This is a genomic window from Pseudomonas umsongensis (genome assembly GCF_012647205.1).
Classification (GTDB): domain Bacteria; phylum Pseudomonadota; class Gammaproteobacteria; order Pseudomonadales; family Pseudomonadaceae; genus Aquipseudomonas; species Aquipseudomonas umsongensis.
Map to the genome: position 1 here is coordinate 2,195,000 of NZ_CP051487.1, position 21,231 is coordinate 2,216,230.

The 21,231-nt window shown below is 59.6% G+C and carries 15 protein-coding genes; 3 read left to right on the forward strand and 12 right to left on the reverse strand.

All coding sequences use genetic code 11. The annotated features are described in order from the left end of the window. Positions 1–3: 3 nt before the first annotated feature. On the reverse strand, positions 4–969 hold the full coding sequence (locus HGP31_RS09880) for a ribose-phosphate diphosphokinase (RefSeq protein ID WP_110754568.1): 966 nt from the start codon (positions 967–969) through the stop codon (positions 4–6). A gap of 214 nt (positions 970–1,183) precedes the next feature. After that, positions 1,184–1,726 (reverse strand): Hsp20/alpha crystallin family protein, encoded by a 543-nt coding sequence (locus HGP31_RS09885; RefSeq protein WP_020800305.1) that lies wholly within the window; start codon positions 1,724–1,726, stop codon positions 1,184–1,186. A gap of 350 nt (positions 1,727–2,076) precedes the next feature. Here HGP31_RS09885 and HGP31_RS09890 point away from each other — a divergent pair, with 350 nt between their 5' ends. Beyond that, the gene (locus tag HGP31_RS09890) at positions 2,077–4,359 is read left to right on the forward strand and encodes a heavy metal translocating P-type ATPase (RefSeq protein WP_033040251.1); all 2,283 of its coding nucleotides are present in this window, start codon (positions 2,077–2,079) and stop codon (positions 4,357–4,359) included. Position 4,360: 1 nt separating this feature from the next. Here HGP31_RS09890 and HGP31_RS09895 read toward each other — a convergent pair whose 3' ends face one another. From HGP31_RS09895 to HGP31_RS09915, 5 genes are all read right to left on the reverse strand, one after another. After that, entirely contained in the window at positions 4,361–4,906 is a 546-nt protein-coding gene (locus tag HGP31_RS09895) for a cytochrome b (RefSeq protein WP_020800302.1), read from the reverse strand. 121 nt (positions 4,907–5,027) lie between these two features. After that, complete coding sequence (locus HGP31_RS09900) at positions 5,028–7,244, reverse strand: DUF3604 domain-containing protein (protein ID WP_020800301.1); 2,217 nt, start codon at positions 7,242–7,244, stop codon at positions 5,028–5,030. Between the two features lie 39 nt (positions 7,245–7,283). Next, positions 7,284–8,282, reverse strand: coding sequence for a HupE/UreJ family protein (locus tag HGP31_RS09905; RefSeq protein WP_168757579.1), 999 nt, complete (start codon positions 8,280–8,282; stop codon positions 7,284–7,286). After that, positions 8,282–9,190 (reverse strand): peptidyl-prolyl cis-trans isomerase, encoded by a 909-nt coding sequence (locus HGP31_RS09910; RefSeq protein WP_168757580.1) that lies wholly within the window; start codon positions 9,188–9,190, stop codon positions 8,282–8,284. The genes HGP31_RS09905 and HGP31_RS09910 overlap by 1 nt, the downstream gene beginning before the upstream one ends. Before the next feature lie 409 nt (positions 9,191–9,599). Next, positions 9,600–10,733 carry an aminotransferase class V-fold PLP-dependent enzyme gene (locus HGP31_RS09915; protein WP_168757581.1) on the reverse strand — a complete coding sequence of 378 codons (1,134 nt, stop codon included), beginning with the start codon at positions 10,731–10,733 and terminating at the stop codon, positions 9,600–9,602. 247 nt (positions 10,734–10,980) lie between these two features. Here HGP31_RS09915 and HGP31_RS09920 point away from each other — a divergent pair, with 247 nt between their 5' ends. Then, entirely contained in the window at positions 10,981–11,679 is a 699-nt protein-coding gene (locus HGP31_RS09920; RefSeq protein ID WP_168757582.1) for a two pore domain potassium channel family protein, read from the forward strand. Between the two features lie 1,860 nt (positions 11,680–13,539). On the opposite strand, the gene HGP31_RS09925 is transcribed toward HGP31_RS09920, so the two are convergent. The 5 genes from HGP31_RS09925 to HGP31_RS09945 form a co-directional block, all read right to left on the reverse strand. Next, positions 13,540–15,333, reverse strand: coding sequence for an alpha/beta fold hydrolase (locus tag HGP31_RS09925; protein ID WP_168757583.1), 1,794 nt, complete (start codon positions 15,331–15,333; stop codon positions 13,540–13,542). A gap of 256 nt (positions 15,334–15,589) precedes the next feature. Beyond that, complete coding sequence (gene pcaG / locus HGP31_RS09930) at positions 15,590–16,192, reverse strand: protocatechuate 3,4-dioxygenase subunit alpha (protein WP_033043919.1); 603 nt, start codon at positions 16,190–16,192, stop codon at positions 15,590–15,592. 12 nt (positions 16,193–16,204) lie between these two features. Further along, the gene (gene pcaH, locus HGP31_RS09935; RefSeq protein WP_168757584.1) at positions 16,205–16,924 is read right to left on the reverse strand and encodes a protocatechuate 3,4-dioxygenase subunit beta; all 720 of its coding nucleotides are present in this window, start codon (positions 16,922–16,924) and stop codon (positions 16,205–16,207) included. A 122-nt stretch (positions 16,925–17,046) separates the two neighbouring features. Continuing rightward, positions 17,047–17,976, reverse strand: a complete 930-nt coding sequence (pcaQ, locus tag HGP31_RS09940) for a pca operon transcription factor PcaQ (RefSeq protein WP_020801258.1) — start codon at positions 17,974–17,976, stop codon at positions 17,047–17,049. Positions 17,977–18,528: 552 nt separating this feature from the next. Continuing rightward, complete coding sequence (locus tag HGP31_RS09945; RefSeq protein ID WP_110754627.1) at positions 18,529–19,866, reverse strand: MFS transporter; 1,338 nt, start codon at positions 19,864–19,866, stop codon at positions 18,529–18,531. 245 nt (positions 19,867–20,111) lie between these two features. Between HGP31_RS09945 and HGP31_RS09950 the strand changes: the two genes are divergently transcribed. Further along, positions 20,112–21,170 carry an aromatic ring-hydroxylating dioxygenase subunit alpha gene (locus tag HGP31_RS09950; protein ID WP_083348605.1) on the forward strand — a complete coding sequence of 353 codons (1,059 nt, stop codon included), beginning with the start codon at positions 20,112–20,114 and terminating at the stop codon, positions 21,168–21,170. Positions 21,171–21,231: the final 61 nt, after the last annotated feature.

Genomic DNA, 21,231 nt, shown 5'->3' on the forward strand with positions numbered 1-21,231 from the left:
TGCTCAGGCAGGATCAAAAGCAGCATTTTCCGCCAGCAAGGCGGCGGTCAGGGCCGTGCTGTCGAGTATCTGCAGGTGACGCGTGGCACAGTCAGGCGGCAGGCGAAACGGCGGCACGGAGTCAGCGATCGCAATGTGTTCAAAAAGAGGCCGGTCGAACAGCCGACTGCCTGCGGTAAACAAACCATGGGTAGCGGCTGCGAACAGTCGGGCGGCACCCGCCGTTTGGCAGGCGAGGCCGGCATGCGTCAGCGTTTCACCCGTGCTGATCAGGTCGTCGAAAACAATGGCTGTCTTGCCTGAGACTTCACCGATCAACAGAGTGCCCGTCAGCGTGGCGTGATCGCGGTGCTTTTCCATCAGGGCACTGCCAACCGGACGCCCCAGTTGCCGTTCCAGGGCTTGACGAAACTGCTCGGCGCGCTTGCTACCCCCTGAGTCGGGGGAAACCGCAACCACTTCGGCGTCGCCGACCAGCCCGGCGAAATGCCCGGCGAACAATTCGGTGCACTGCAGGTTCCTGGTTGGAATGCGGAAGGCGTTGTCAAACGCTGCCGGATTGTGCACGTCCAGGGCGATCAGGCGATCCACGCCACTGGCTTCAATAAGGGCGGCTACATAACGCGTTATGGTCGGGTCCTGAGGCTGGTTGCGGCGATCCTTGCGCCCGTAGCACAAGTAGGGCGTCACCACTTGCACATGACGAGCGTCGGCATCCTTGAGCGCACCGCAGAAGAACAGCAAGCGACACAGCTTATCGTTTGCGCTCTGTTGGCCATCCCCATACAAGGAATGGAACACCACGACGTCACGACCGCCAACCGGATCCAGTGGGCGGCATTTATGTTCGCCGTCTTCGTAGTCACGCTCTTCGTGGCGTGCCAGTTGGCAACCAAGCCGTTGAGCGACGCGGCCGGCGTAGATTTCAGTGCCTTTGAGGGCAAAAAGAAGCGGGGGCAGGGTCAGCATGCAGCGGCTCCTTGGAGGCGGGATAGGAAATGCGCCTTACCTGAAACTTCGAAAAGAAAGCGCATGTACCGTGACCTCGGAGGCAACCGCCGGATGAAGGTGTATTCACGCTCAGCTTACGCCAATCCTGATGCACTGGCGTACAAGGGTCGTGGTCAAGCGACCGAAGAACAAACCCCCCGGCCGGTTTCCCGGCAGGGGGGCAGCTACGCGGTCAATCGGCCTTGATCGGCACGACCTTGTCCGCCTTCATGGCTTCGGGCTTTTTCGGCAACGAGATGCTCAGCACGCCTTTGCTGAAACTCGCTTCGATCTTCTCGGCATCGACCCCTTTGGGCAGGCTGAACGTGCGCTCGAAGGAACCATAGTGACGTTCGCTAAGATGATAGCCCTTACTTTTCTCCTCCTTGTCCTCTTTCTTTTCCCCCTTGATGATCAGGTTGCCGTTGGACAGTTTGAGCTCGATGTTCTTTTGATCCATGCCGGGGAGTTCGGCAGTGATTTCGAAGCTCTTGTCTTTCTCGGTGATGTCCACGGCAGGCAGGCCATGGCCGCTCAGTTCGCGCCGCCAGAAGGGCTCGACATCAAACAACCCACGGCTGAAGGGCGATAGCCCAGAACCGCGATTGAACTCGTCGAACAGGTGATCGACCTGTTGCCGCAGTTTTTCCAGGGGCCGCCAAAAGTCTGAGGTCGCTGGATGCTGGCTTGATTTGTCTTCGGTCTGGATCGGCATTTTTTTCACGGAATTGCTCATTTTTCACGACTCCTCTTGGTTAAAGGGCAGGCTCAAAACAGTCCGTACACCCGTCCGCCCTGAAAAAAACAACCCGGCGCTGACCTTGCAAAGCCAGCGTCATTCACCCCATGCGATGGTGCGAACGCTGACTCTAATGTCCATGGGAATGCCCAAAACTCGCTTGATATAAATCAGAAAGAGGGCAAAAACGGTTTGCTCCGATACCGCTGTCACCTCGTCACTGGCCAAGGCCTCTGCCCATCAACCAAAACGGACACGATAGACAATCGAGACCTAAGCTTTACCTCAATGGGCCACGGGCGTTTTTGCTTCGACAACGTGAATTGCCCTTCGAGGAAATCACCTCCATGTTCAGTAAATGGCTGGATCCCGCGCTGCTCCTGCTCAGCGCCCTGACGCTGTTGGCGGGGGGTGTTGCACACCTTTGGCAAAGACCGGATTGGGCGTCGATGTGCTGGGCCGCAGGAAGCGTGGTGATGGCCTTGGTACTGTTGGTCGAGATCGTCAGGCGTCTGGCCCGGCGCGAGGCCGGTGTAGACATGATCGCGTTGCTGTCGATCACCGCCGCCCTGGCCTTTGCGCAGACACTGGTGGCAGCGGTGATTGCCTTGATGCTCGCAAGCGGACGTACCCTGGAGTTTTTTACCAGCCAACGCGCCGAACGTGAGCTTCGTGCCCTCATCGACCGGGCGCCACGTTTTGCCTGGTTGCAGGAGGCGGGCGGGTTGCGCGAGATCCCTGTAGAACAGATCCAGCCCAATCAAACATTGCTGGTGCGCCTGGGGGAGGTGGTACCGGTCGACGGGCGCCTGCTGAGCCCCACCGCCGAACTGGATGAATCGGCACTCAGCGGCGAATCGTTGCCCGTCACTCGTCGAGAAGGCGAGCAACTGCACAGTGGTGTTTCCAATGTCGGTGCACCCCTCCTGCTGAGCGCCACGCGAACGGCCGCACAGAGCACCTATGCCGGGATCGTTCGGCTGGCCGAGGAGGCGCGACGTTCACGCGCGCCATTCGTGCGCTTGGCCGACCGTTATGCGTTGTTCTTCATCCCGTTGACCTTGCTGATTGCCGCAGCGGCCTGGCAACTGAGTGGCGATCCCTTGCGAGCGCTGGCGGTATTGGTGGTGGCCACGCCGTGCCCGTTGATACTGGCGGTACCGATTTCGATCATGTCAGGTATTTCGAGGGCGGCGCGGCGCGGAATACTGATCAAGGACGGCGCGACCCTGGAGGCGTTGGCCGGTGTCAAACAGGTGTTTCTCGACAAGACCGGAACACTGACCAGCGGCCATGCCCGTCTGCAATCAATCGAGGTCAATGGACTTGCCGACCCCCTGGGTTTGCTTGGCCTGGCCGCTTCGCTGGCGCAGGCCTCGACGCACCCCATCTGCCAGGCCATTGTCGACGCCGCGCACCAGCGTCAATTGCCTCTGAGCATCCCCCGACAGGTGGATGAGAGTCCGGGCGCCGGCCTTTGCGGGGTGGTCGATGGCAGGCGGGTGCGTTTCGGCACGTTGTCTTTTGCTCATGCCGACGCACCTGCATCCGATTGGGGTGCAGCCATGTTGCGCCATATGGATTACCTGGCGTGCAGTGGAAGCTTTATTGACGTGGATGGAGAACTTGCCGGCCTGCTGGTGTTTTCGGACAACGTGCGTCGAGAAACGCCGCAAACCCTGCGCCGCCTGCGCGCCAGGGGCATAGAGAGGATCGTCATGCTCACTGGCGATCGCCTGGAAACCGCCGAAATGGTTGCGCTGTCCGCCGGGATTGACGAGCTGCGAGCAGGGCTGATTCCCGAGGACAAAGTGCGAGCGGTGCAGGAAGGGTGTTTGCGCGCCAGCACCTTGATGGTCGGCGATGGCATCAATGATGCCCCCGCGTTGGCGGCGGCCAACGTCGGCGTGGCCATGGGGGCCAGTGGTGCCACGGCTTCTGCACAAGCCGCGGGTGTGGTGCTGCTGGTAGACCGTCTCGATCGTCTGGTGGAGGCATTGGACATTGCCCGCCAAACCCGCCACATCGCCCGCCAGGGTGTGCTGGTCGGCATGGGCATGTCGTTGCTGGCCATGGTGGTGGCGGCCCTGGGTTATCTGCCGCCGCTTATCGGTGCCGTTGTGCAAGAGGGCATTGATGTGGCGATCATCATCAACGCCTTGCGTGCATTGGGGCCACTGCGCGGAGTGCGCCAACAAAGGCTGGCAGCGCAACAGATCGATCACCTGCAGGACGAGCACAAGGCATTGTCTTCAGTACTCAGCGACCTGCATCAACTGGCCATTGATTTTGCCCGGCGTCCATTGGCACAAGCACAGTCGGATTTGCAGGCGCTGGTCAACAAGCTGCAAACAACCCTGGCACGCCATGAACGTGAAGACGAAAACACACTGTATCCGCAACTGACGCAAAGCATGCCAGGCGAGGATCCCATGTCAGCCATGAGCCACGCACACCGGGAGATCTTTCGCCTGATCCATCTGCTGGCGCGCATGAGCCGTGACTTCTGTGCCGCCCCCGAAACGGCATCGGCAGATGAGATTCAGCACCAGTTGATTCGGCTGGATACGCTTGTGCGAATGCATTTTGATCAGGAAGAGGAGCTGTTTCGCTATCTGGATTGGCGCTGAATCAACGTCTGGGCAGGATGCGGATCAACGTGTTGTCACCCACCCAGTAATGATGAATCAACCCGGTCGCCGCGTGCAGTCCGATCAACCAATAACCGGTGCTCCCAAGCAGTTCGTGCCAGTGCTTGAACTGCTTGGCCAATGACGGATCAACTTCTATCGGCGAGGGCAGGAAAAAACCGAAATAGGGCATCGGTTTGCCTTCTGCCGATAGCAGCAGCCAAGCCAATAGGGGTGTGGCGATCATCAGTATGTACAGCATCGTATGCATCAAGTGTGACATGCCGGTTTGCCAGGCGGGCAAAGCCGGTGCGATAGGCGGGCGCGGCGCAAGACGGCGTGCGAGCAGACGAACCCAGACGAGGGCGAAGATGCTCAGGCCGAACAATCCATGCAGCCCCAGAAAAAAACTCCTCAAATGGCCACCGCGTGGCATCAACCCCTTGATTTCGATACAAGCGTATACACCGACAAACAACAGCAGCATTAGCCAGTGCAGGGTGATCGACAGTTGTCCGTAGTGCTGTGGCGTTGAGTGGCGTGTCATGGTGGCCTCGACAGATGGATGCTTCGAAAGAGCCAGTAACCTGCCTGCCCAGCCTTAAGACAATCTGAAGAAGCAATGGGTCGATCTGTTCAACACAAAGCATCGGTGCGGGCCTCGGCCGCTACTTGACCTCATCGACCTCATAATTCACATAACCGAACTCGTTGCTGCGAGCCGCCATATATTTGCCGTTTTGCTCGAATACCGTGGCCTCGAAGGGTGTGCCGTCAAGTGTTGTCACCAGATGCCCGTCCTTGATTTCATACTTGGCCGGCACGCCAAACTGGCCGTCATGCAGCATGTTCAGGTATTCCCCTTCCGCTGGCGGCTTACCATCGACGCTGGTGATCAGGCGTTGGCCGTCGGTGCCATAGACGATCTCGAACGTCTGGCCAGTGACCGTGTTGCGCACCTTGATGGTCTTGCCCACCACGTAGGCTTGCAACTGCTCGTTGGTGAGTGCCTTGGCACCTTCGGTCTTCAGCTGGTCGATGGTTTTTCCACCGGCGATAGCCTTGCTGTCCTCAGTCGTCGGCGTGTACCAGATCGGCGAGGTCCACGCGCGTTCCTGGACAGTGGCCGAGACGTCGGCCGGCGGCGGCACTTGTAACTTGGCCGCGTCATAGGTGCTCCAGCGTGGGGTCGGGATCTGTAGCACGCGGGCGTAGTAGAACGCGTGCTGGGTCGGATCGAAATCCGGATCGACCCAGACTTTCTTCAGCTCGGTGGCACCAATGGTGTTGGTGTAAGTCGCCTTGGACACATCGACCGTGGAGCCCACCGGCGGGATCTTGCCGGTAGCCTGGTCCGGTTGGCGATCACCTGACCAAGCGACGTCATGGATCTTCTCGAAGGTCTGGCCGTTTTTGGTCCAGCCCTTGATGATCTGGATTCGGTCGAGGTTGCCATCGTCGGCATCCTTGACCGCCCACACCACGAAGGAGGGTGCTTGTTTGCCCGGTTTTGCCGGCAAGTCGCCGCCCATGGGAACGCCCTTGGCGTAAGCGGCATGCACCCAGTCTTTTTCGTTCCACAAACTGCTGTCGAAGCCCCAGCCACCAAACAGGCGCACCGGGATGCGCACGCCGCTGGTGCCGTAGACTTCTTTACGCTTCATGGCATCGAAGATCGATTCACGGGTGTTTTCTTCAGCCCACACGCCGGCTAAACCGGACGTGCTGGTCTGCAAGGCCACCATCCCCGAGTTCTGTTTGCCGGAAATACGCGCTTGCGGGGTGCTGTCGGTGAAACCGTGGGAGCCGAAGTTGTTGTCCTGCGAATAGGGGATCACCCCGTTGTGCGAGTCGCTGGCCCCGACCACCCCCATTTTATAGGGGTTGTAGCCGCGGGCTTCCTCTAAGGCCATGCCGTTTTGCCAGGCTTGCCGGATGTAACTGCCATTGATTTTCGATGTGCTGTTGTCCATGCCAAGCAGGAAACTCATGATTTCATAATTGGCGAATTCGTCGGTCGGCGACAGCTCGGGGTGGGTTTCGGAGGTACCTTTTACCTGGTGGATTTCGGTGAGGGATTCATTGCGCATCCGCGTCTGCGCCCAGGCGGCATCAATGGGGCGACCACGCTCATCGACGTCCACCGGAAACATCAGGCCGTTACTGAGGTTGGCATTGTGGGAGATCGCCAGTACCTCGTTGCCCTTTTTGCGTTGATCGTCCATCCAGGTCCATAAGTCCTCCGGCTTATCCGAGTCCAGCGCCGTAAAGGGCAGGTCCGGCACCTTCTTCGAGTCGCGGAAAAACACATTACGGTGCATATTTTGATTGTTGGGGGCCGAGGTCCATTCATACGCGACAAACGTGGTGAATTGGCCGGGCTTGTTGTACTTGTCAGCGATGGCGATGTTCTGCTGCCAGATGTTGCCCGCCACCTTCGGATCAATCAGCTCCTTGATCGGATGGCTCAAGCTGCCGGCGATCCATTTGAACACCCGGTTGAAATCTTCCGGGGTTTTGACAATCAGCTTTTGCGCGATGGGCAGTTTGCTGAAGTCTGATTTCGGATCGTTGGCCAGGGCGATCACGCCCACATATTCCGAATGATCGGTCACCCCATGGAAATCCAGCGGTCGGCCCTTGAGCTGCACTTCAAACCCCATCGGATGCTTGACCGGCATCCCAAGTGAGAATTGGTAGGCTTGTTCGGGATCGACCTGATGGTTGCCGATCAGGTAGGCATCGATCGACCAGGAACTGTGCGAGTGCGTCTGGCCAAAGTAAACCTCGCGATCCGGGTTGCCCTCTGCCAATGACAGCGTGCTGACGGCAAGTACGGCGCAACCAAACAGTGACTGCGCGGTGAAGTGTGTTGGGAGGGTCATATTCCACGTCTCCGGTATACGACAGTGGCAGGGGGCAACTCAGGACCAGAAGCTTGAGACTCGTTCAAAAAACCAAAAGGCAGCCAGCGTACCCAGCCCATAAGAGGCTATCGGTCGGGCATACAGCCGTGCGGGCGCTGGCAGTCGACAACGCAACAACAGTGCGCGAAGGCTCAATACCACGGCGACGAACACCAGTTGACCGATCTCGACGCCGACGTTGAAGGTGAACAGCGCCAGCGGCAGGTCGTGCTTCGGCAAGCCGATATCCGCCAGCGCACCGGCGAAACCGAAGCCATGCAACAGGCCAAAACAGAACGCCACGACCCATGGCCATTGAACGGTGAAACTGACTTCACCACGGTTCTTGCGGGCGATTTCCATTGCCAGCAACAGAATGCTCAGCGCAATGGTCGCTTCCACAGGCGGGCCGGGAAGCCGCACCGCACCCAATGCTGCGAGCGCCAGGGTGATGGAGTGGGCGAGGGTAAACGCGGTGATGGTTTTCACGAGCATCCAGCCGTTACTCACCAACAGTAGAAGGCCGAAGACGAACAGCAAGTGATCGAAACCGCCCAGTATGTGTTGGATGCCGTGGACCAAAAACGCTCCGGCCACCGAGTGCGCTCCCGGCGTGGCAGCGATCTCTATCCAGGGTTGTGAGGGATGGACGAGGGTGGTCGTCAGGCTGCCGTCCAGGCGCGAGACACGCACCAGCACATCCGTGATGCTCGCTTGCAGGCCGATGAATTCAATACGTTGCCCTGCCAGTTCTGCAGGGCCGGCATCAATGACCCGGCGCTCGATCAGTGAATCGTTCAGTTCGCTTTCCATGGGTTCAACGACGGTGCGCATACCTTCGGCAAACCGGAGCGCAATGGGCAATCGCATGCCTGAAAGCACCGGCGTACGCCACAGTACGTCGTAGCGCCCGACGGCCGTTTCGTTGAGTTCCAGGTAAGCGGGGCGCGACTCATGGGCCATGGCCGTCAGCCCCGTGAACCAGAGCAGCAACAGCAGCCAGGCTATGCGCCTCATCACGGCCGCTCCGTTTGTGTGGCGACAATCGCACCCGTGGAAGCCGGCATCGTCACCACGACCTCATAGCGCGCTTTCAGCGCATCGAAACTTGCTCGTTTCGATTCGCTGCGTTGTTCGGACAACCAATCGGACGTGACCTGCTGGGCTACGGTTTCGAAGGGCAATGCCGGTGGTCTGGCCAGCGCATCTATCCATACCAGATGCCAGCCAAAACCCGACTCTAGAGGCCCCACCCAACGCCCCGGCGTTTGCTTGAACAATGAATTGGCGAACTTTGAACCAAATACTCGCGCCACCTGATCCTGGGATTGTTCGGTGTAGGCGTTTTTAAACATGAACGCATCGCCTTCTCCACTGTTCTTGTCAGTCAGCCTGCTTAACGCGGCCTGAGCCTGGGTCTGCGCATCTGCGCCGCGTTGGTCCAAGCCGAAAAACAAATGATGAAAGGTGGCCAATGGCGGCGGGGCATATTGGACCTGATGTTGGTTGTACCAAGTCTCAAGTTCGCCGGGTGCCGGTTCACGAATCGACGCTACATCCTCGGCGAGGAAATCCATTTTTTGCGCCAATCTACGGCGAATGATGGTGTCGTCTTTATCCAGGCCAAGTTTCAATGCTTCGCGATAGAGGATTTCCTCTTTCACATATTGATCAATCAGGCCCTGCAACTGTTGCTCCGATGCGGGGCGCTGCCATCGTGCCAACCACGAGATTGCGATGCGCTGAACAACGTCCGGGGTAATTTCAATGCGTTGGGGGTCTTGGTTGACGGTGGAGCGATGTAACCCTGCGAACAGCATAAAGAGTGCAAAGCCGGCGATTAAAAAGTGCAGTAATGGCTGGCGAAGGCATCGCGTGAATAACGAAAGTCGAGAATCCTTCGCGTCGCTGTCACCTGCATTCATGACTTATTACCCCACGCTAGACTGGGTTTTTTTCAGCAGAGTGAAGTATTGCTGTTGTATCGGAACTTTCCACCGAAGCTAATCACGATAAGTACTAAGGCTTAGTAGCAATCGGATTAACCAACTCTCCTGGGGGCATGCACTTGCGCAGCTCAAACGGGTAAGTAGTTGTGTGTAACTCAGAAGAGTGAATATTAAGGCTTACCAGCACTGCTGAGGGTTCGGAGCCAGGGTAATGGTTTTTAGAGTCGAGTGACTCAAGATGTTCAACGACTGCTTTTCGCCGATTTTTGCCCAGGGTCACAGCGTCATATGGGGCGAAAATCAGCGCCCTGGGCCGGCAGGGCCCAGGGCAGGATGACTGCCTGGCATTCACAAAATCGGTCAATGCTGCAGGCAAGTTGAGGGCTTAGTTAACGATCACTTCGTCCAGTGCTTGCTCGAGGATGTTGACCGTGCGCTCGATATTGTTCAGCTTTTCGAGTCCGAATAGACCGATGCGGAAGGTCTGGAAGTCGGCCGGCTCGTCGCATTGCAACGGCACTCCGGCGGCGATCTGCAGGCCGTGGTTGGCAAATTTCCTGCCGCTCTTGATGTCGGCATCATCGGTGTAGCTCACCACGACGCCAGGGGCCTGGAAGCCGGCGGCGGCCACGCTCTTGATGCCTTTGCCGGTCAGCATGGCGCGCACCCGATCGCCCAGCGCCTGTTGTTCGTCGCGGACCTTGTCGAAACCGTAGGCTTGCGTCTCTTTCATCACTTCGTTGAATCGCGCCAGGGAGTCGCAGGGCATGGTTGCATGGTAGGCATGTCCACCCTGTTCGTAGGCCTGCATGATCTGCAGCCACTTTTTCAGGTCGCAGGCGAAGCTGCTGCTTTGCGTTTGCTCGATGCGCTCGAAGGCCAGGGAACTGAACATCACCAGGGCGCAGCAAGGGGACGCGCTCCAGCCTTTCTGCGGTGCGCTGATCAGCAGGTCGACGGCGCATTTGTGCATATCGACCCAAAGCGTGCCAGAGGCGATGCAGTCCAGCACGAATAGGCCACCCACCGCGTGCACGGCGTCGCCGACGGCCCGCAGGTACTCGTCGGGCAGGATAATCCCGGATGAGGTTTCAACGTGGGGGGCGAAGACAATCTGCGGCTTTTGCGCCGCAATGGCTGCCAGCACTTCGTCCAGAGGGGGTGGGGCGTAGGCAGCCTGGCGACCCGTCTCGACCGGTCGGGCTTTGAGCACCGTGGTGGCTGCCGGGATGTTGCCCATCTCAAGGATCTGGCTCCAGCGATAACTGAACCAGCCATTGCGTATCACCAGGCACTGCTGGTCGGTGGCAAACTGTCGCGCCACCGCCTCCATGCCGAATGTGCCGCTGCCCGGGACCACCGCAACAGCCTGGGCGTTGTAGACCTGTTTCAGGGTCTTGGAAATGTTCTTCATCACGCCTTGAAACGACTGCGACATGTGGTTGAGCGAGCGGTCGGTGTAGACCACTGAGTACTCGACCAGCCCCTCAGGATCGATACTGGGATATAGCTTTGACATGAAGTGACTCCTTTGGCAGAGATGTCATTGGTATCGACCCTGCCCTAAGCCTTGGCAAATGACAAGATTGCCGGGGATTGAATGGCGAGTCCTGTCGAGCCGCAGGCATCAACCCATAGCTGTCAGGCTGACTCCACTCACAGGCATTCGCGACTAGAATTTCACTTTCGACGCTTCTAACGCCAGGTCAGATTTCCACCGTGCAGCGACAGGCCCCAAGCGTTGCTTCGGTCTATGGGAAACATCTATGACGAATCCGCAAGATAAAGGCGAATCCGACGAGGATTTAGGTCAGATGGTGATAGGGCGAGGACCCTGTACCTATCTATTGCTGCTCCTACTAGGATTGATCCTCCTGTTTCCCTTTCTTGAGGACGGTATAGTTGCTCGCACCTTGCTCGGCACTCTGTTTTCAATCGTGCTGCTCGTGGGCGCTTTCGCCACCAGGCAGACGCGGCGGGGGTTCATCCTCAAACTGGGCCTGGCGTTGCTTGGGGTTGGTCTTCAATGGTCCGCGTTGTGGGCCGGAAGTATCGCGATTCTTTTCGTTGCCGGGATAGTGTATGCGGCGTCTCTTGCCGTCTCGTTCACCGGAGTGCTTCGCTATATCCTCAAGCGCGGACCCATTACAGCCGACAAGCTGCATGGCGCGCTGGCGGGTTACATCATGCTGGCCTTCGTCTGGTCCTTCGTCTATGCCCTGGTCGAGATCTCCAGCGCTGGCTCATTCGGCCCTGCCCACCTCGACTTCGAACAGCCCGGCACTTTTTTCAAACTGATCTATTTCAGCCTCACGACGCTCACGACCACAGGTTTCGGTGATGTGCTCCCGTTGACCAACCACGCCCGCTCACTGGTGATGGTCGAGGAATTTTCAGGGGTCTTCTACGTTGGCGTGGTGATAGCGCGGCTTGCCGGTCTCTATCCGACGAACCAGACCCAGTGACTCTCGCGTTGCCTGGGTCGTATTTTATTCAGTTAGCACCTGCGACCAACTGCCAAGGCCGATTTTTGCATGTCACGAAGGGCCGCTCCTGATTGTGAATTCAACCGGTCGATGCGACAGATTGGGTTTGATCGTTCCCACGCGCAGCAAAGGAATGCCGCCAGGGACGCTCTGCGTTCCACTGACGACGCGTTAATTGAGCCGTGCGCGACGGTGATGCGGGGCGTCACAGGAAGCCCTGTGTGAAATTGGTTGTCGGAGTGCATATCCATTGCTGCGGTAACGGCGGCTTATGGTTGATCGTTCCCACGCTCTGCGTGGGAATGCCGCCAGGGACGCTCCGCGTTCCGCTGACGACGCATTAATTGAGTCGTGCGCAACGGTGATGCGAAGCGTCACAGGAAGCCCTGTGTGAAATTGGTTGCCTGCGTACATATCCATTGCTGCGGTAACGGCGACCTATGGTTTCGCTTTTACAGCGACTCCCTTTTTCAAACGCCAAAAAGGAAGCAAAAGGCTTTGCCCCACCACTCGGTGCCTCGCTAGGGCTCGGCATGCCCTCACTCCGGCATTGCTCCGGGGGTCGCCGCGATGGGCCGTCCCTGGCCCAGCGCGGCTAAACCGGCGTCCTGCCGGTTTCCCCACTGCGCAATGCCTGCGTTCGGCCATCGTGGTTAACGGGGCGCTTGCGATCAACAGCAAAGCGAGGCGGCCTTAAAGCCGACCTGACTTGACGTGAACTCGCTGATCGTTCCCACGCTCTGCGTGGGAATGCCACCAGGGACGCTCTGCGTTCCACTGACGACGCGTTAATTGAGCCGTGCGCGACGGTGATGCGGGGCGTCACAGGAAGCCCTGTGTGAAATTGGTTGTCGGAGTGCATATCCATTGCTGCGGTAACGGCGGCTTATGGTTTCGCTTTGCCGCCAGGGACGCTCTGCGTTCCACTGACGACGCGTTAATTGAGCCGTGCGCAACGGTGATGCGGGGCGTCACAGGAAGCCCTGTGTGAAATTGGTTGCCTGCGTACATATCCATTGCTGCGGTAACGGCTGCTTATGGTTTCGCTTTTACAGCGACTCCCTTTTTCAAACGCCAAAAAGGAAGCAAAAGGCTGTGCCCCACCACTTGGTGCCTCGCTTAGGCTCGGCATGCCCTCTCTCCGGCATTGCTCCGTGGGTCGCCGCGATGGGCCGTCCCTGGCCCAGCGCGGCTAAACCGGCGTCCTGCCGGTTTCCCCACTGCGCAATGCCTGCGTTCGGCCAGCGTGGTTAACGGGGCGCTTGCGATCAACAGCAAAGCGAGGCGGCCTTAAAGCCGACCTGACTTGACGTGAACTCGCTGATCGTTCCCACGCTCTGCGTGGGAATGCCACCAGGGACGCTCTGCGTTCCGCCGACGACGCATTAATTGAGTCGTGCGCGACGGTGATGCGGGGGCGTCACAAGAAGCCCTGTGTGAAATTGGTTGCCTGCGTACATATCCATTGCTGCGGTAACGGCGGCTTATGGTTTCGCTTTTACAGCGACTCCCTTTTTCAAACACCAAAAAGGAAGCAAAAGGCTTTGCCCCACCACTCGGTGCCTCGCTAAGGCTCGGCATGCCCTCTCTCCGGCATTGCTCCGTGGGTCGCCGCGATGGGCCGTCCCTGGCCCAGCGCGGCTAAACCGGCGTCCTGCCGGTTTCCCCACTGCGCAATGCCTGCGTTCGGCCAGCGTGGTTAACGGGGCGCCTCAGATCAAAAACCAAAGCGAGGCGGCCTTAAAGCCGACCTGCTCCACGGCTGTACCTGATCCCCTGTGGGCGAGCCTGCTCGCGAAGAATCTCCGGGCAACGCGTTCATCCAGGCGCCGCGCGTCATCAACGCTCCATGACATAGGTGCCAGGTGCGGGGCAGAGGGGCGGGTATTTGCGCGAGCCAAGTTTCTTCGGCGCCGGCCGGCTTTCGCCTGATCGCTGGCCGATCCATTCGCGCCAATGCGGCCACCAGCTGCCTTGCTGGCGCTCGCCCGCGTTTTGCAGCCAGGTTTCCGGGGTCTCGGCGGCGGCAGGTGCGGCGTAGTAGAACGACTTCGGGTTGCCCGGCGGGTTCACCAGGCTTTGCAGGTGGCCGGCGTTGGACAGTACGTAGGTGGCGTCCTCGCCAAACAGTCGGGCGGTGCCGTAGCAGCCCTGCCAGGGTGTGATGTGGTCGGTGGTGCCGCCGATCACATAGGCGCCGACCTTCACTTGGGTCATGTCGATCGACTCGCCGGCAATCTCCAGGGAGCCCGGGTTGCTGTAGGGGTTCTGCTGGACCAGGTCGAGGTAGTCCGCGTGCAGTTGGGCGGGTAGTCGCGTGGTGTCGTTGTTCCAGGCCAGGATGTCGAAGGCCGGCGGCTTGTTGCCCAGCAGGTAGTTGTTGACCCAGTAATTCCAGATCAAGTCGTTGGGCCGCATCCAGGCGAACATGCGGGCCATGCCCTGGCCGCTCAGTACGCCCTTGCGCCGGGAGCTGGCCTTGGCCGCGCGCAGGGCCGACGGGGTGGTGAACAACCCCAGGGTGGTGTCGTCCAGTGCCGAAGGCATGTCCAGCACGCACACGGCCCAGCTGGTATTGGCCACCTTGTGGCCTTCGCCACGGGCCGCCAGCCAGCCCAGGTAAGCCGCCAGGGTGATGCCGCCCGAGCAGGAGCCCCACATGTTGACGTCCGGGCTGCCGGTGATCTGGCGTGCCACGTCCACCGCCTGGTCGAGGCACAGCGCGTACTCGGCCAAGCCCCAGTCGCGGTGCTCGCGGGTGGGGTTGCGCCAGCTGATGACAAAGAGCGTCACGCCGCTGTCCTGGATCCACTTGATCAGGCTTTTCTCCGGCGACAGGTCGATGGCGTAGTACTTGTTGATTTGCGGCGGCGACATCACCAAGGGCCGGGCATGGACATTTTCAGTGGTGGGGGCGAACTGCAACAGCTCGAACATCTCGTTGCGAAACACCACTTGGCCCTTGGCCGTGGCGATGTTTTCGCCAACCGTGAACGGCGTGCTGTCGACCTGTTTTGGGAGCCCACGGTTGTTCAGCATGTCATCGCCGAACTGGCGGATGCCCCTGGCCAGGCTCATGCCCCCGGTGTCCACCAGCTTGCGCAGTGCCGCCGGATTGGTCAGCGGCGAGTTGCTCGGTGCCACGGCATCGGCCAGCAGTTCCGCGACGAACCGGGCGCGGCTCTTTTCCAGCGGGGCAAGGTCGGTGGATTCGATGAAGCGGGTCAGTTCACTTTGGCCGGCCAGGTAGCTCTGCAGCAGCGCGCGCAGGAAGGCGTTGGATTGCCAGGCTGGATCGGCAAAGCGTTTGTCCTTGGGGTTTGGCGCGATGCTGGAATTGCCGCCGACGATGCCGCGCAGTTCCTTCAGGTAGCCACCCAGATGGGCGCCAGCCTTGAGCGGCGACAAGCCCACGGCCTTGAGCAGGTAACCGGCCGAGCTGGCCAGGTCCGCCGCGCGCACGCTGACCAGCGGATTGGCCGCCAGGGTCTGGTTGGAAGCCGTGCCGATCAGCTCTTGTTGCTGGGTGTCGCCAGCGGGATCACCCTCCTTGCGAACGCGGCGCTTTCGGCCGGTTGCTGGGGGGCGCTGGGTTGGAGTTACGGACTCGCTCGTTCGGGTGGATCTGCTCATGTCGGCTCTCTTTTATCCGGGTGCTGAGCCCGGTTGTTATTTTGCTCCGACTCTAGGGTGTAGCAGGGGGCGACCACCTCGCATTGCACGACAGCGAATTTTCATTTCATGACACGGGGAGCGCAGGCCGATGAGTTGAACGTGAGCGCCTGCAGGCATGCATAGCGGAATTGAAAGCGGGTTTGACCCAGCGCGCTTGAAGCGCGCCGGCACTCATTTCAGGAGTGTGGGCAGCTTGGTGTCTGCCCACGCCGCGTCAGAAGTCGAAGAACACCGTTTCCGCTTCGCCTTGAAGATGAATATCGAAGCGGTACGCCAGCTTGCCATCCACGGTGCAGCGCCTGGCGACCAGGGATTCGCGCCGATGGGGCTGTTCGATCAGGTTCAACACCGGATCCACGGCATTCGCTTCGGGTTCGTCGTCGAAATACAGGCGGGTCTGCAGGTGAATGTTGATGCCCCGGGCAAACAACGCCACGTTGATATGCGCCGCCATGGTAACGCCCGAGGCGTTTTTCAGCCTGCCGGGCTTGACGGTCTTGATCGTCCATTCACCGGCATCGGTGGTCGCGGTACGGCCAAAACAATTGAAGGGTTTTTCCAGGTCGAACGCGCTGTCGTAGACGCCGTCGTGGTTGGCTTGCCAGCACTCCAGGAAGGCGTCGCGAATCAAGTGGCCATTACCGTCATACACGTGGCCCACCACTAGAATATGCTCGCCTGGCGCGCCAGGCCTGGCCATCTCATTCCAGATTTCCTGCTCACGCGGCGCGTTGCCGGCGGCCTCTAGCGCCAGGCCGATATGCACATAAGGCCCGGCGGTTTGCGACGGGGTTTCAGGCAGAAGTTGAACGGGCATTCGCAGGCCTCCTCAGCAGTTTTCGAAGTGGGTCTTGCGCTGGCCGCGCAGGACGATGTCAAAACGATAAGCCAGGCAATCCATGGGATTGGCCATGCCCATGTCCAGGCGGGCGATCAAGCTCTGCACCGCTTCCGGGTTGGCGATCGACTTGACGATCGGGCACATCGGGATGAGCGGATCACCTTCGAAATACAGCTGGGTAATCAGGCGCGTGGCAATCGAGGGGCCACTGATGGAGACATGGATATGCGCAGGTCGCCAATCGTTGGGGCCGTTGCGCCATGGGTAGGGGCCGGGCTTGACGGTGCGGAAACTGTAGTTGCCATCGCGGTCGGTCAACGCACGGCCAACGCCGCCGAAATTCGGGTCGAGGGGGGCCAGGTAACTGTCTTTCTTGTGCCGGTAACGACCACCGGCATTGGCTTGCCACATCTCCACCAGGGTGTGGGGAATCGGCTTGCCGTATTGATCGCAAACCCGGCCCGCGACGATGATGCGTTCGCCGATGGGCAGGCCGCCGTGATTGAAATTCAACAGCAGGTCGTTATCGTGCCGACCCATTTGCAGATGGGAAAAATCCGGGCCGCTGGTTTCGGATAAAGACTGGGGGATGCTCACCAATGCCTGGCGAGGGGAGCGCAGGATCGAGGTCTTGTAGTCAGGCGTCAGGGCCTTGGGATGCCAATTACGGTCACGAATGACGAAACGGCTGTCGTGCGCATCAGACATGTCGTTTTTCCTATTGTTATGGTGGGACGGAGGCACTGCGTTGGCAGCGACTGGTGGCCCAGTGTCCTCTTGTACGTCCCAGCGCAAAATTGAAAAAATCGACCTTATGCATATCCAGATGGTTATGGATACTGGCCTTCGCGATACTCCTGACCGACCTCGCGCAGTGCCTCCACGCACCACTGCGCCGCCGGCGATACCGGTAACGCGGGATTGGTGCACAGCCCGACGGAGCCACCCGGCTCACGCATTCCAAGGTCCAGCTCGACCAACTCACCCTGTCGCAAATCCTGCCTGACAGCGTCGAGAGGGGCGACCCAGATAGCCTGGCTGCACAGCACGTAGCGCCGACTCAGGGCCACCGACAAGGTTTCCAGGCGTTGGCGCGATGGTGTTATTCCGTGCTGGACGAACAGGCTGTCGGCGAATTTGCGGATCGTCGTCCCCGCCGACGGCAATACCAGCGGATAGTCTTCGAGGTTTTTCTGTCCCGACGGATCGTTGAGCACCGGGTGGCCGCTGCGGACCACCAGGGTCATGGATTCGCTGTACAAGTGCTCGAACGCGAGCCCTTGTATCAGTGGGCTATCGGTCATCCGGCCCACCACCAGGTCCAGCTCACCGACCCGCAGTCGGGACAGCAAATAGGCACTTGGGCCAGTCACGACACTGACCACCAACGCCGGGTGACGGTCGTGCAGGCGGCAGACTACTTCCGGTACCAACAGGCTTTCGACCGTGGATAGCACGCCGAGCTGCACGGTAATGGGCTCATGCACGCCCGAGCGCAAACTGTTGACCCCGTCGCGCAGCGCTTGCACGCTCGGCCCTGCGTATCGCAGGAAGGCCACGCCGGCTTCGGTCAGCGTCGAGCCCTTTTTACCCCGTTCAAACAGCCTGGCATCGAGCAGGGTTTCCAGTTCCTTCAAGGTTTTGGAAAGCGCTGGCTGGCTGATCGCCAATTTGTCGCAGGCACGTGCCAGGCTGCCCTGGCGTGCCACCTCGAGAAAACACAGCAGATGCCGGAATTTGATTCGGTTATCGATGTTCAAAAGGGGGCTCTGCCTTGGTGGTTTGGCCTCTATTATTGTTGGATTTGCAGTGGTTGTGTGGTTGTCCCGGCCATTTTTTGGGGGGCATATCCATTGCTGCGGTAACGGCGGCTTATGGTTTCGCCCTTACGGCGAGTCCCTTGTAGGAGCGAGCATGCTCGCGATGAAGGTCAACGATGACTCGGGAAGCCTGACACCCCGTGGTGCTCTCAAGTTTTTCGTCGGAACGCCGCCCGGAGCATGCTCGCTCCTACAGAGGTCGCCGCGCTGGGCCGTCCCTGGCCCAGCGCGGCTAAACCGGCGTCCTGCCGGTTTACCCACTGCGCAATGCCTGCGTTCGCCATCGTGGTTAACGGGGCACCCAAAATCTAAAGCCAAAGCGAGGCGGCCTTAAAGCCGACCTGACTTCAAGCGAACACATTCCCCCTGTAGGAGCGAAGCTTGCTCGCGATGGACGTCAACGATAACGCGCCCTGTCTGGATGAGCACGTTGTCAGGACGTTCATCGCGAGCAGGCTCGCTCCTACAATTGGATCGGGAGCAAATCTGCGATCAGGCCACAGCCCGCACACCTGCACCTTTCCCCTCCGCCTGCACATCATGCAGGGAGATCCGTGACGTCTCCGGCAACGCGAGCCCGCCTGCCAACGCCAGCAAGGCAATCGCGATCAGGTAAAACGCCGGCGACAGGTTGCTGCCAGTGGTGCTGATCAACCACGTCGCCACCAACGGGGCCGTCCCGCCGAAAATCGTATACGCCATGTTGTACGTGATGGCCGAGGCGGTGTAGCGAGTTCGGGTGGGGAAGGTTTCCGAGAGCAAGGCCGCGGTGACCACGCCACACAACACCGCGCCAACGGCGAGGAGCATGACGCCTGCGACCGACGCTGCGAACGAGCCGGAGCTGGCCATCAGGAACGATGGATACACGGCCACGATCAACAAGGCGCACGCCGTCATCACCGTCATCCGGCGCCCGACCCGGTCCGAATACAGTCCGGCCAACGGGCAGATTGCCGCTGCGAACAGCAAGGCAATCAACGACACCAGCAACGCCGTTGCGCGACTCAGGCCCCCCGCGACCTGCAGGTAGGTCGCAAAGTAGGTGGTGAACATATAGAACGACAGCGCCGTAAGCGACACGAAGGCGCCCAGGCAGCAGATGGCCGCGCCATGGTTGCGCAAGGTTTCCTTGAGTGGGGAATGGGCGACCGCATGTTCCTGGGTCACCGCCTGGAATGCCGGTGTTTCATCGAGCTTCCAGCGCAGGTAAAGACCCACCAGGCCCAGCGGTGCGGCAATCAGGAACGGCAGGCGCCAGCCCCAACTGCCCATTGCTTCAGCCGATAACGATGCCTCGAGCGCGTAGGCCACCACGGCGGCGGCGGCGAAGGCGGAAAATGTCGACACTGGAATGAAGCTGCCGTACCAGGCGCGTTTATCACTCGGCGCATGCTCCATCAGGTAAGCACAGGCACCTGCGTATTCCCCGCCGGCGGAGAAACCCTGGGCACAACGGATCAGCGAAAGAAGGATCGGCGCCGTAACCCCGATGGCGGCATAAGTGGGCAATACACCGATCAAGGTCGTCGCACCGGCCATCAGCAGAATCGTCATCGCCAGGGTGCGCTTGCGCCCGATCCGGTCTCCCAGCATGCCGAAGAAAATCCCCCCAAGGGGCCGGAACGCAAACGCCACGGCGAATACCGCAAAGGTCTTGAGCAGCGCGGCACTGGCATCGCCGCTGGGGAAAAACTGCTGGGCGATGGTCGTGGCCAGGAAGCCGTAGACGGCGAAGTCGAACCATTCCACGAAATTGCCGATGCCGGCAGCCACGATCACTCTTCTCAGTGTTTTCGGGCTGACTTGTTCCGTTGTTGTGCTCGTCATGCTTGACCTCGACAGTTCGTCAGTAAGCTATCGATTATCGAGGCAGGCGCTAAAGCTGTTCACTTCAAAAGTGTCATCCACGTAGTCAGTACCGACTTCGCCCGCATCAAGTGTTCGAAAGGTTGGGCATCACTGCATGGCCTCAATGGATCCATTAATCTGCATTTATCTGTAAAAAGCTTGACTGTTGTCGGTTTTATTCGATTCAATGGATCCATAAAAACAAGCCTGTCCCGGAGAACCCTATGTATCCGAAAAACACCTGGTACGTCGCCTGCACCCCCGACGAGATTGCTTCCAAGCCCCTGGGGCGGCAAATATGCGGTGAGAAAATCGTCTTCTATCGCGGCCATGAAGGGCGCGTTGCTGCCATCGAGGATTTTTGCCCCCATCGTGGTGCGCCTCTTTCGCTGGGTTATGTCGAAAATGGCAACCTGGTCTGTGGCTACCACGGACTGGTGATGGGCTGTGACGGCAAGACCGTCGAAATGCCAGGCCAGCGCGTACGCGGCTTTCCGTGCAACAAGACTTACGCGGTGCAAGAGCGTTACGGTTTCATCTGGGTCTGGCCCGGGGAGCAGGACAAGGCTGATCCTGCGTTGATCCATCATCTGGAGTGGGCGGTCAGCGATGAGTGGGCCTACGGCGGTGGGCTGTTCCACATCAATTGCGACTATCGCCTGATGATCGACAACCTGATGGACCTCACCCACGAAACCTACGTGCACGCCTCGAGCATCGGCCAGAAAGAGATTGATGAAGCGGCGCCGGTCACCACCGTCCAGGGTGACGAGGTGGTCACTGCGCGGCACATGGAAAACATCATGGCGCCGCCGTTCTGGCGCATGGCCCTGCGTGGCAACAACCTGGCCGACGACGTGCCGGTAGACCGTTGGCAGATCTGCCGCTTCACTCCACCCAGTCATGTCCTGATCGAGGTCGGCGTGGCCCACGCCGGCAAGGGCGGTTACGACGCCGAGCCGCAACACAAGGCCGCGAGCATCGTGGTCGACTTCATTACGCCGGAAACCGAGACGTCGATCTGGTACTTCTGGGGCATGGCGCGCAATTTCAATCCCCACGACGAAGCCCTCACCGCCACCATCCGCGAGGGCCAGGGGAAGATTTTCAGCGAAGACCTCGACATGCTCGAACAGCAGCAGAAAAACCTGCTGGCCAATCCCGAGCGCAACTTGCTCAAGCTCAATATCGATGCCGGTGGCGTGCAATCCCGGCGCGTTCTGGAACGCCTCATTGCCCGTGAGCGAGCGCCGGCTGCCGAGCTGATTGCCGCGGTCAAATAGCCAAGGGCAGCGCCCTTGGGCGCTACGCCAGTCCACCCCCATAGATCCTGTTCGCGGCCAC

What these genes read in the sequence shown, in the direction of transcription:
- HGP31_RS09880 (WP_110754568.1), bottom strand. Translation starts at nt 969, where the DNA reads ATGCTGACCCTGCCCCCGCTTCTTTTTGCCCTCAAAGGCACTGAAATC.
- HGP31_RS09885 (WP_020800305.1), bottom strand. Translation starts at nt 1,726, where the DNA reads ATGAGCAATTCCGTGAAAAAAATGCCGATCCAGACCGAAGACAAATCA.
- HGP31_RS09890 (WP_033040251.1), top strand. Translation starts at nt 2,077, where the DNA reads ATGTTCAGTAAATGGCTGGATCCCGCGCTGCTCCTGCTCAGCGCCCTG.
- HGP31_RS09895 (WP_020800302.1), bottom strand. Translation starts at nt 4,906, where the DNA reads ATGACACGCCACTCAACGCCACAGCACTACGGACAACTGTCGATCACC.
- HGP31_RS09900 (WP_020800301.1), bottom strand. Translation starts at nt 7,244, where the DNA reads ATGACCCTCCCAACACACTTCACCGCGCAGTCACTGTTTGGTTGCGCC.
- HGP31_RS09905 (WP_168757579.1), bottom strand. Translation starts at nt 8,282, where the DNA reads ATGAGGCGCATAGCCTGGCTGCTGTTGCTGCTCTGGTTCACGGGGCTG.
- HGP31_RS09910 (WP_168757580.1), bottom strand. Translation starts at nt 9,190, where the DNA reads ATGAATGCAGGTGACAGCGACGCGAAGGATTCTCGACTTTCGTTATTC.
- HGP31_RS09915 (WP_168757581.1), bottom strand. Translation starts at nt 10,733, where the DNA reads ATGTCAAAGCTATATCCCAGTATCGATCCTGAGGGGCTGGTCGAGTAC.
- HGP31_RS09920 (WP_168757582.1), top strand. Translation starts at nt 10,981, where the DNA reads ATGACGAATCCGCAAGATAAAGGCGAATCCGACGAGGATTTAGGTCAG.
- HGP31_RS09925 (WP_168757583.1), bottom strand. Translation starts at nt 15,333, where the DNA reads ATGAGCAGATCCACCCGAACGAGCGAGTCCGTAACTCCAACCCAGCGC.
- pcaG (WP_033043919.1), bottom strand. Translation starts at nt 16,192, where the DNA reads ATGCCCGTTCAACTTCTGCCTGAAACCCCGTCGCAAACCGCCGGGCCT.
- pcaH (WP_168757584.1), bottom strand. Translation starts at nt 16,924, where the DNA reads ATGTCTGATGCGCACGACAGCCGTTTCGTCATTCGTGACCGTAATTGG.
- HGP31_RS09945 (WP_110754627.1), bottom strand. Translation starts at nt 19,866, where the DNA reads ATGACGAGCACAACAACGGAACAAGTCAGCCCGAAAACACTGAGAAGA.
- HGP31_RS09950 (WP_083348605.1), top strand. Translation starts at nt 20,112, where the DNA reads ATGTATCCGAAAAACACCTGGTACGTCGCCTGCACCCCCGACGAGATT.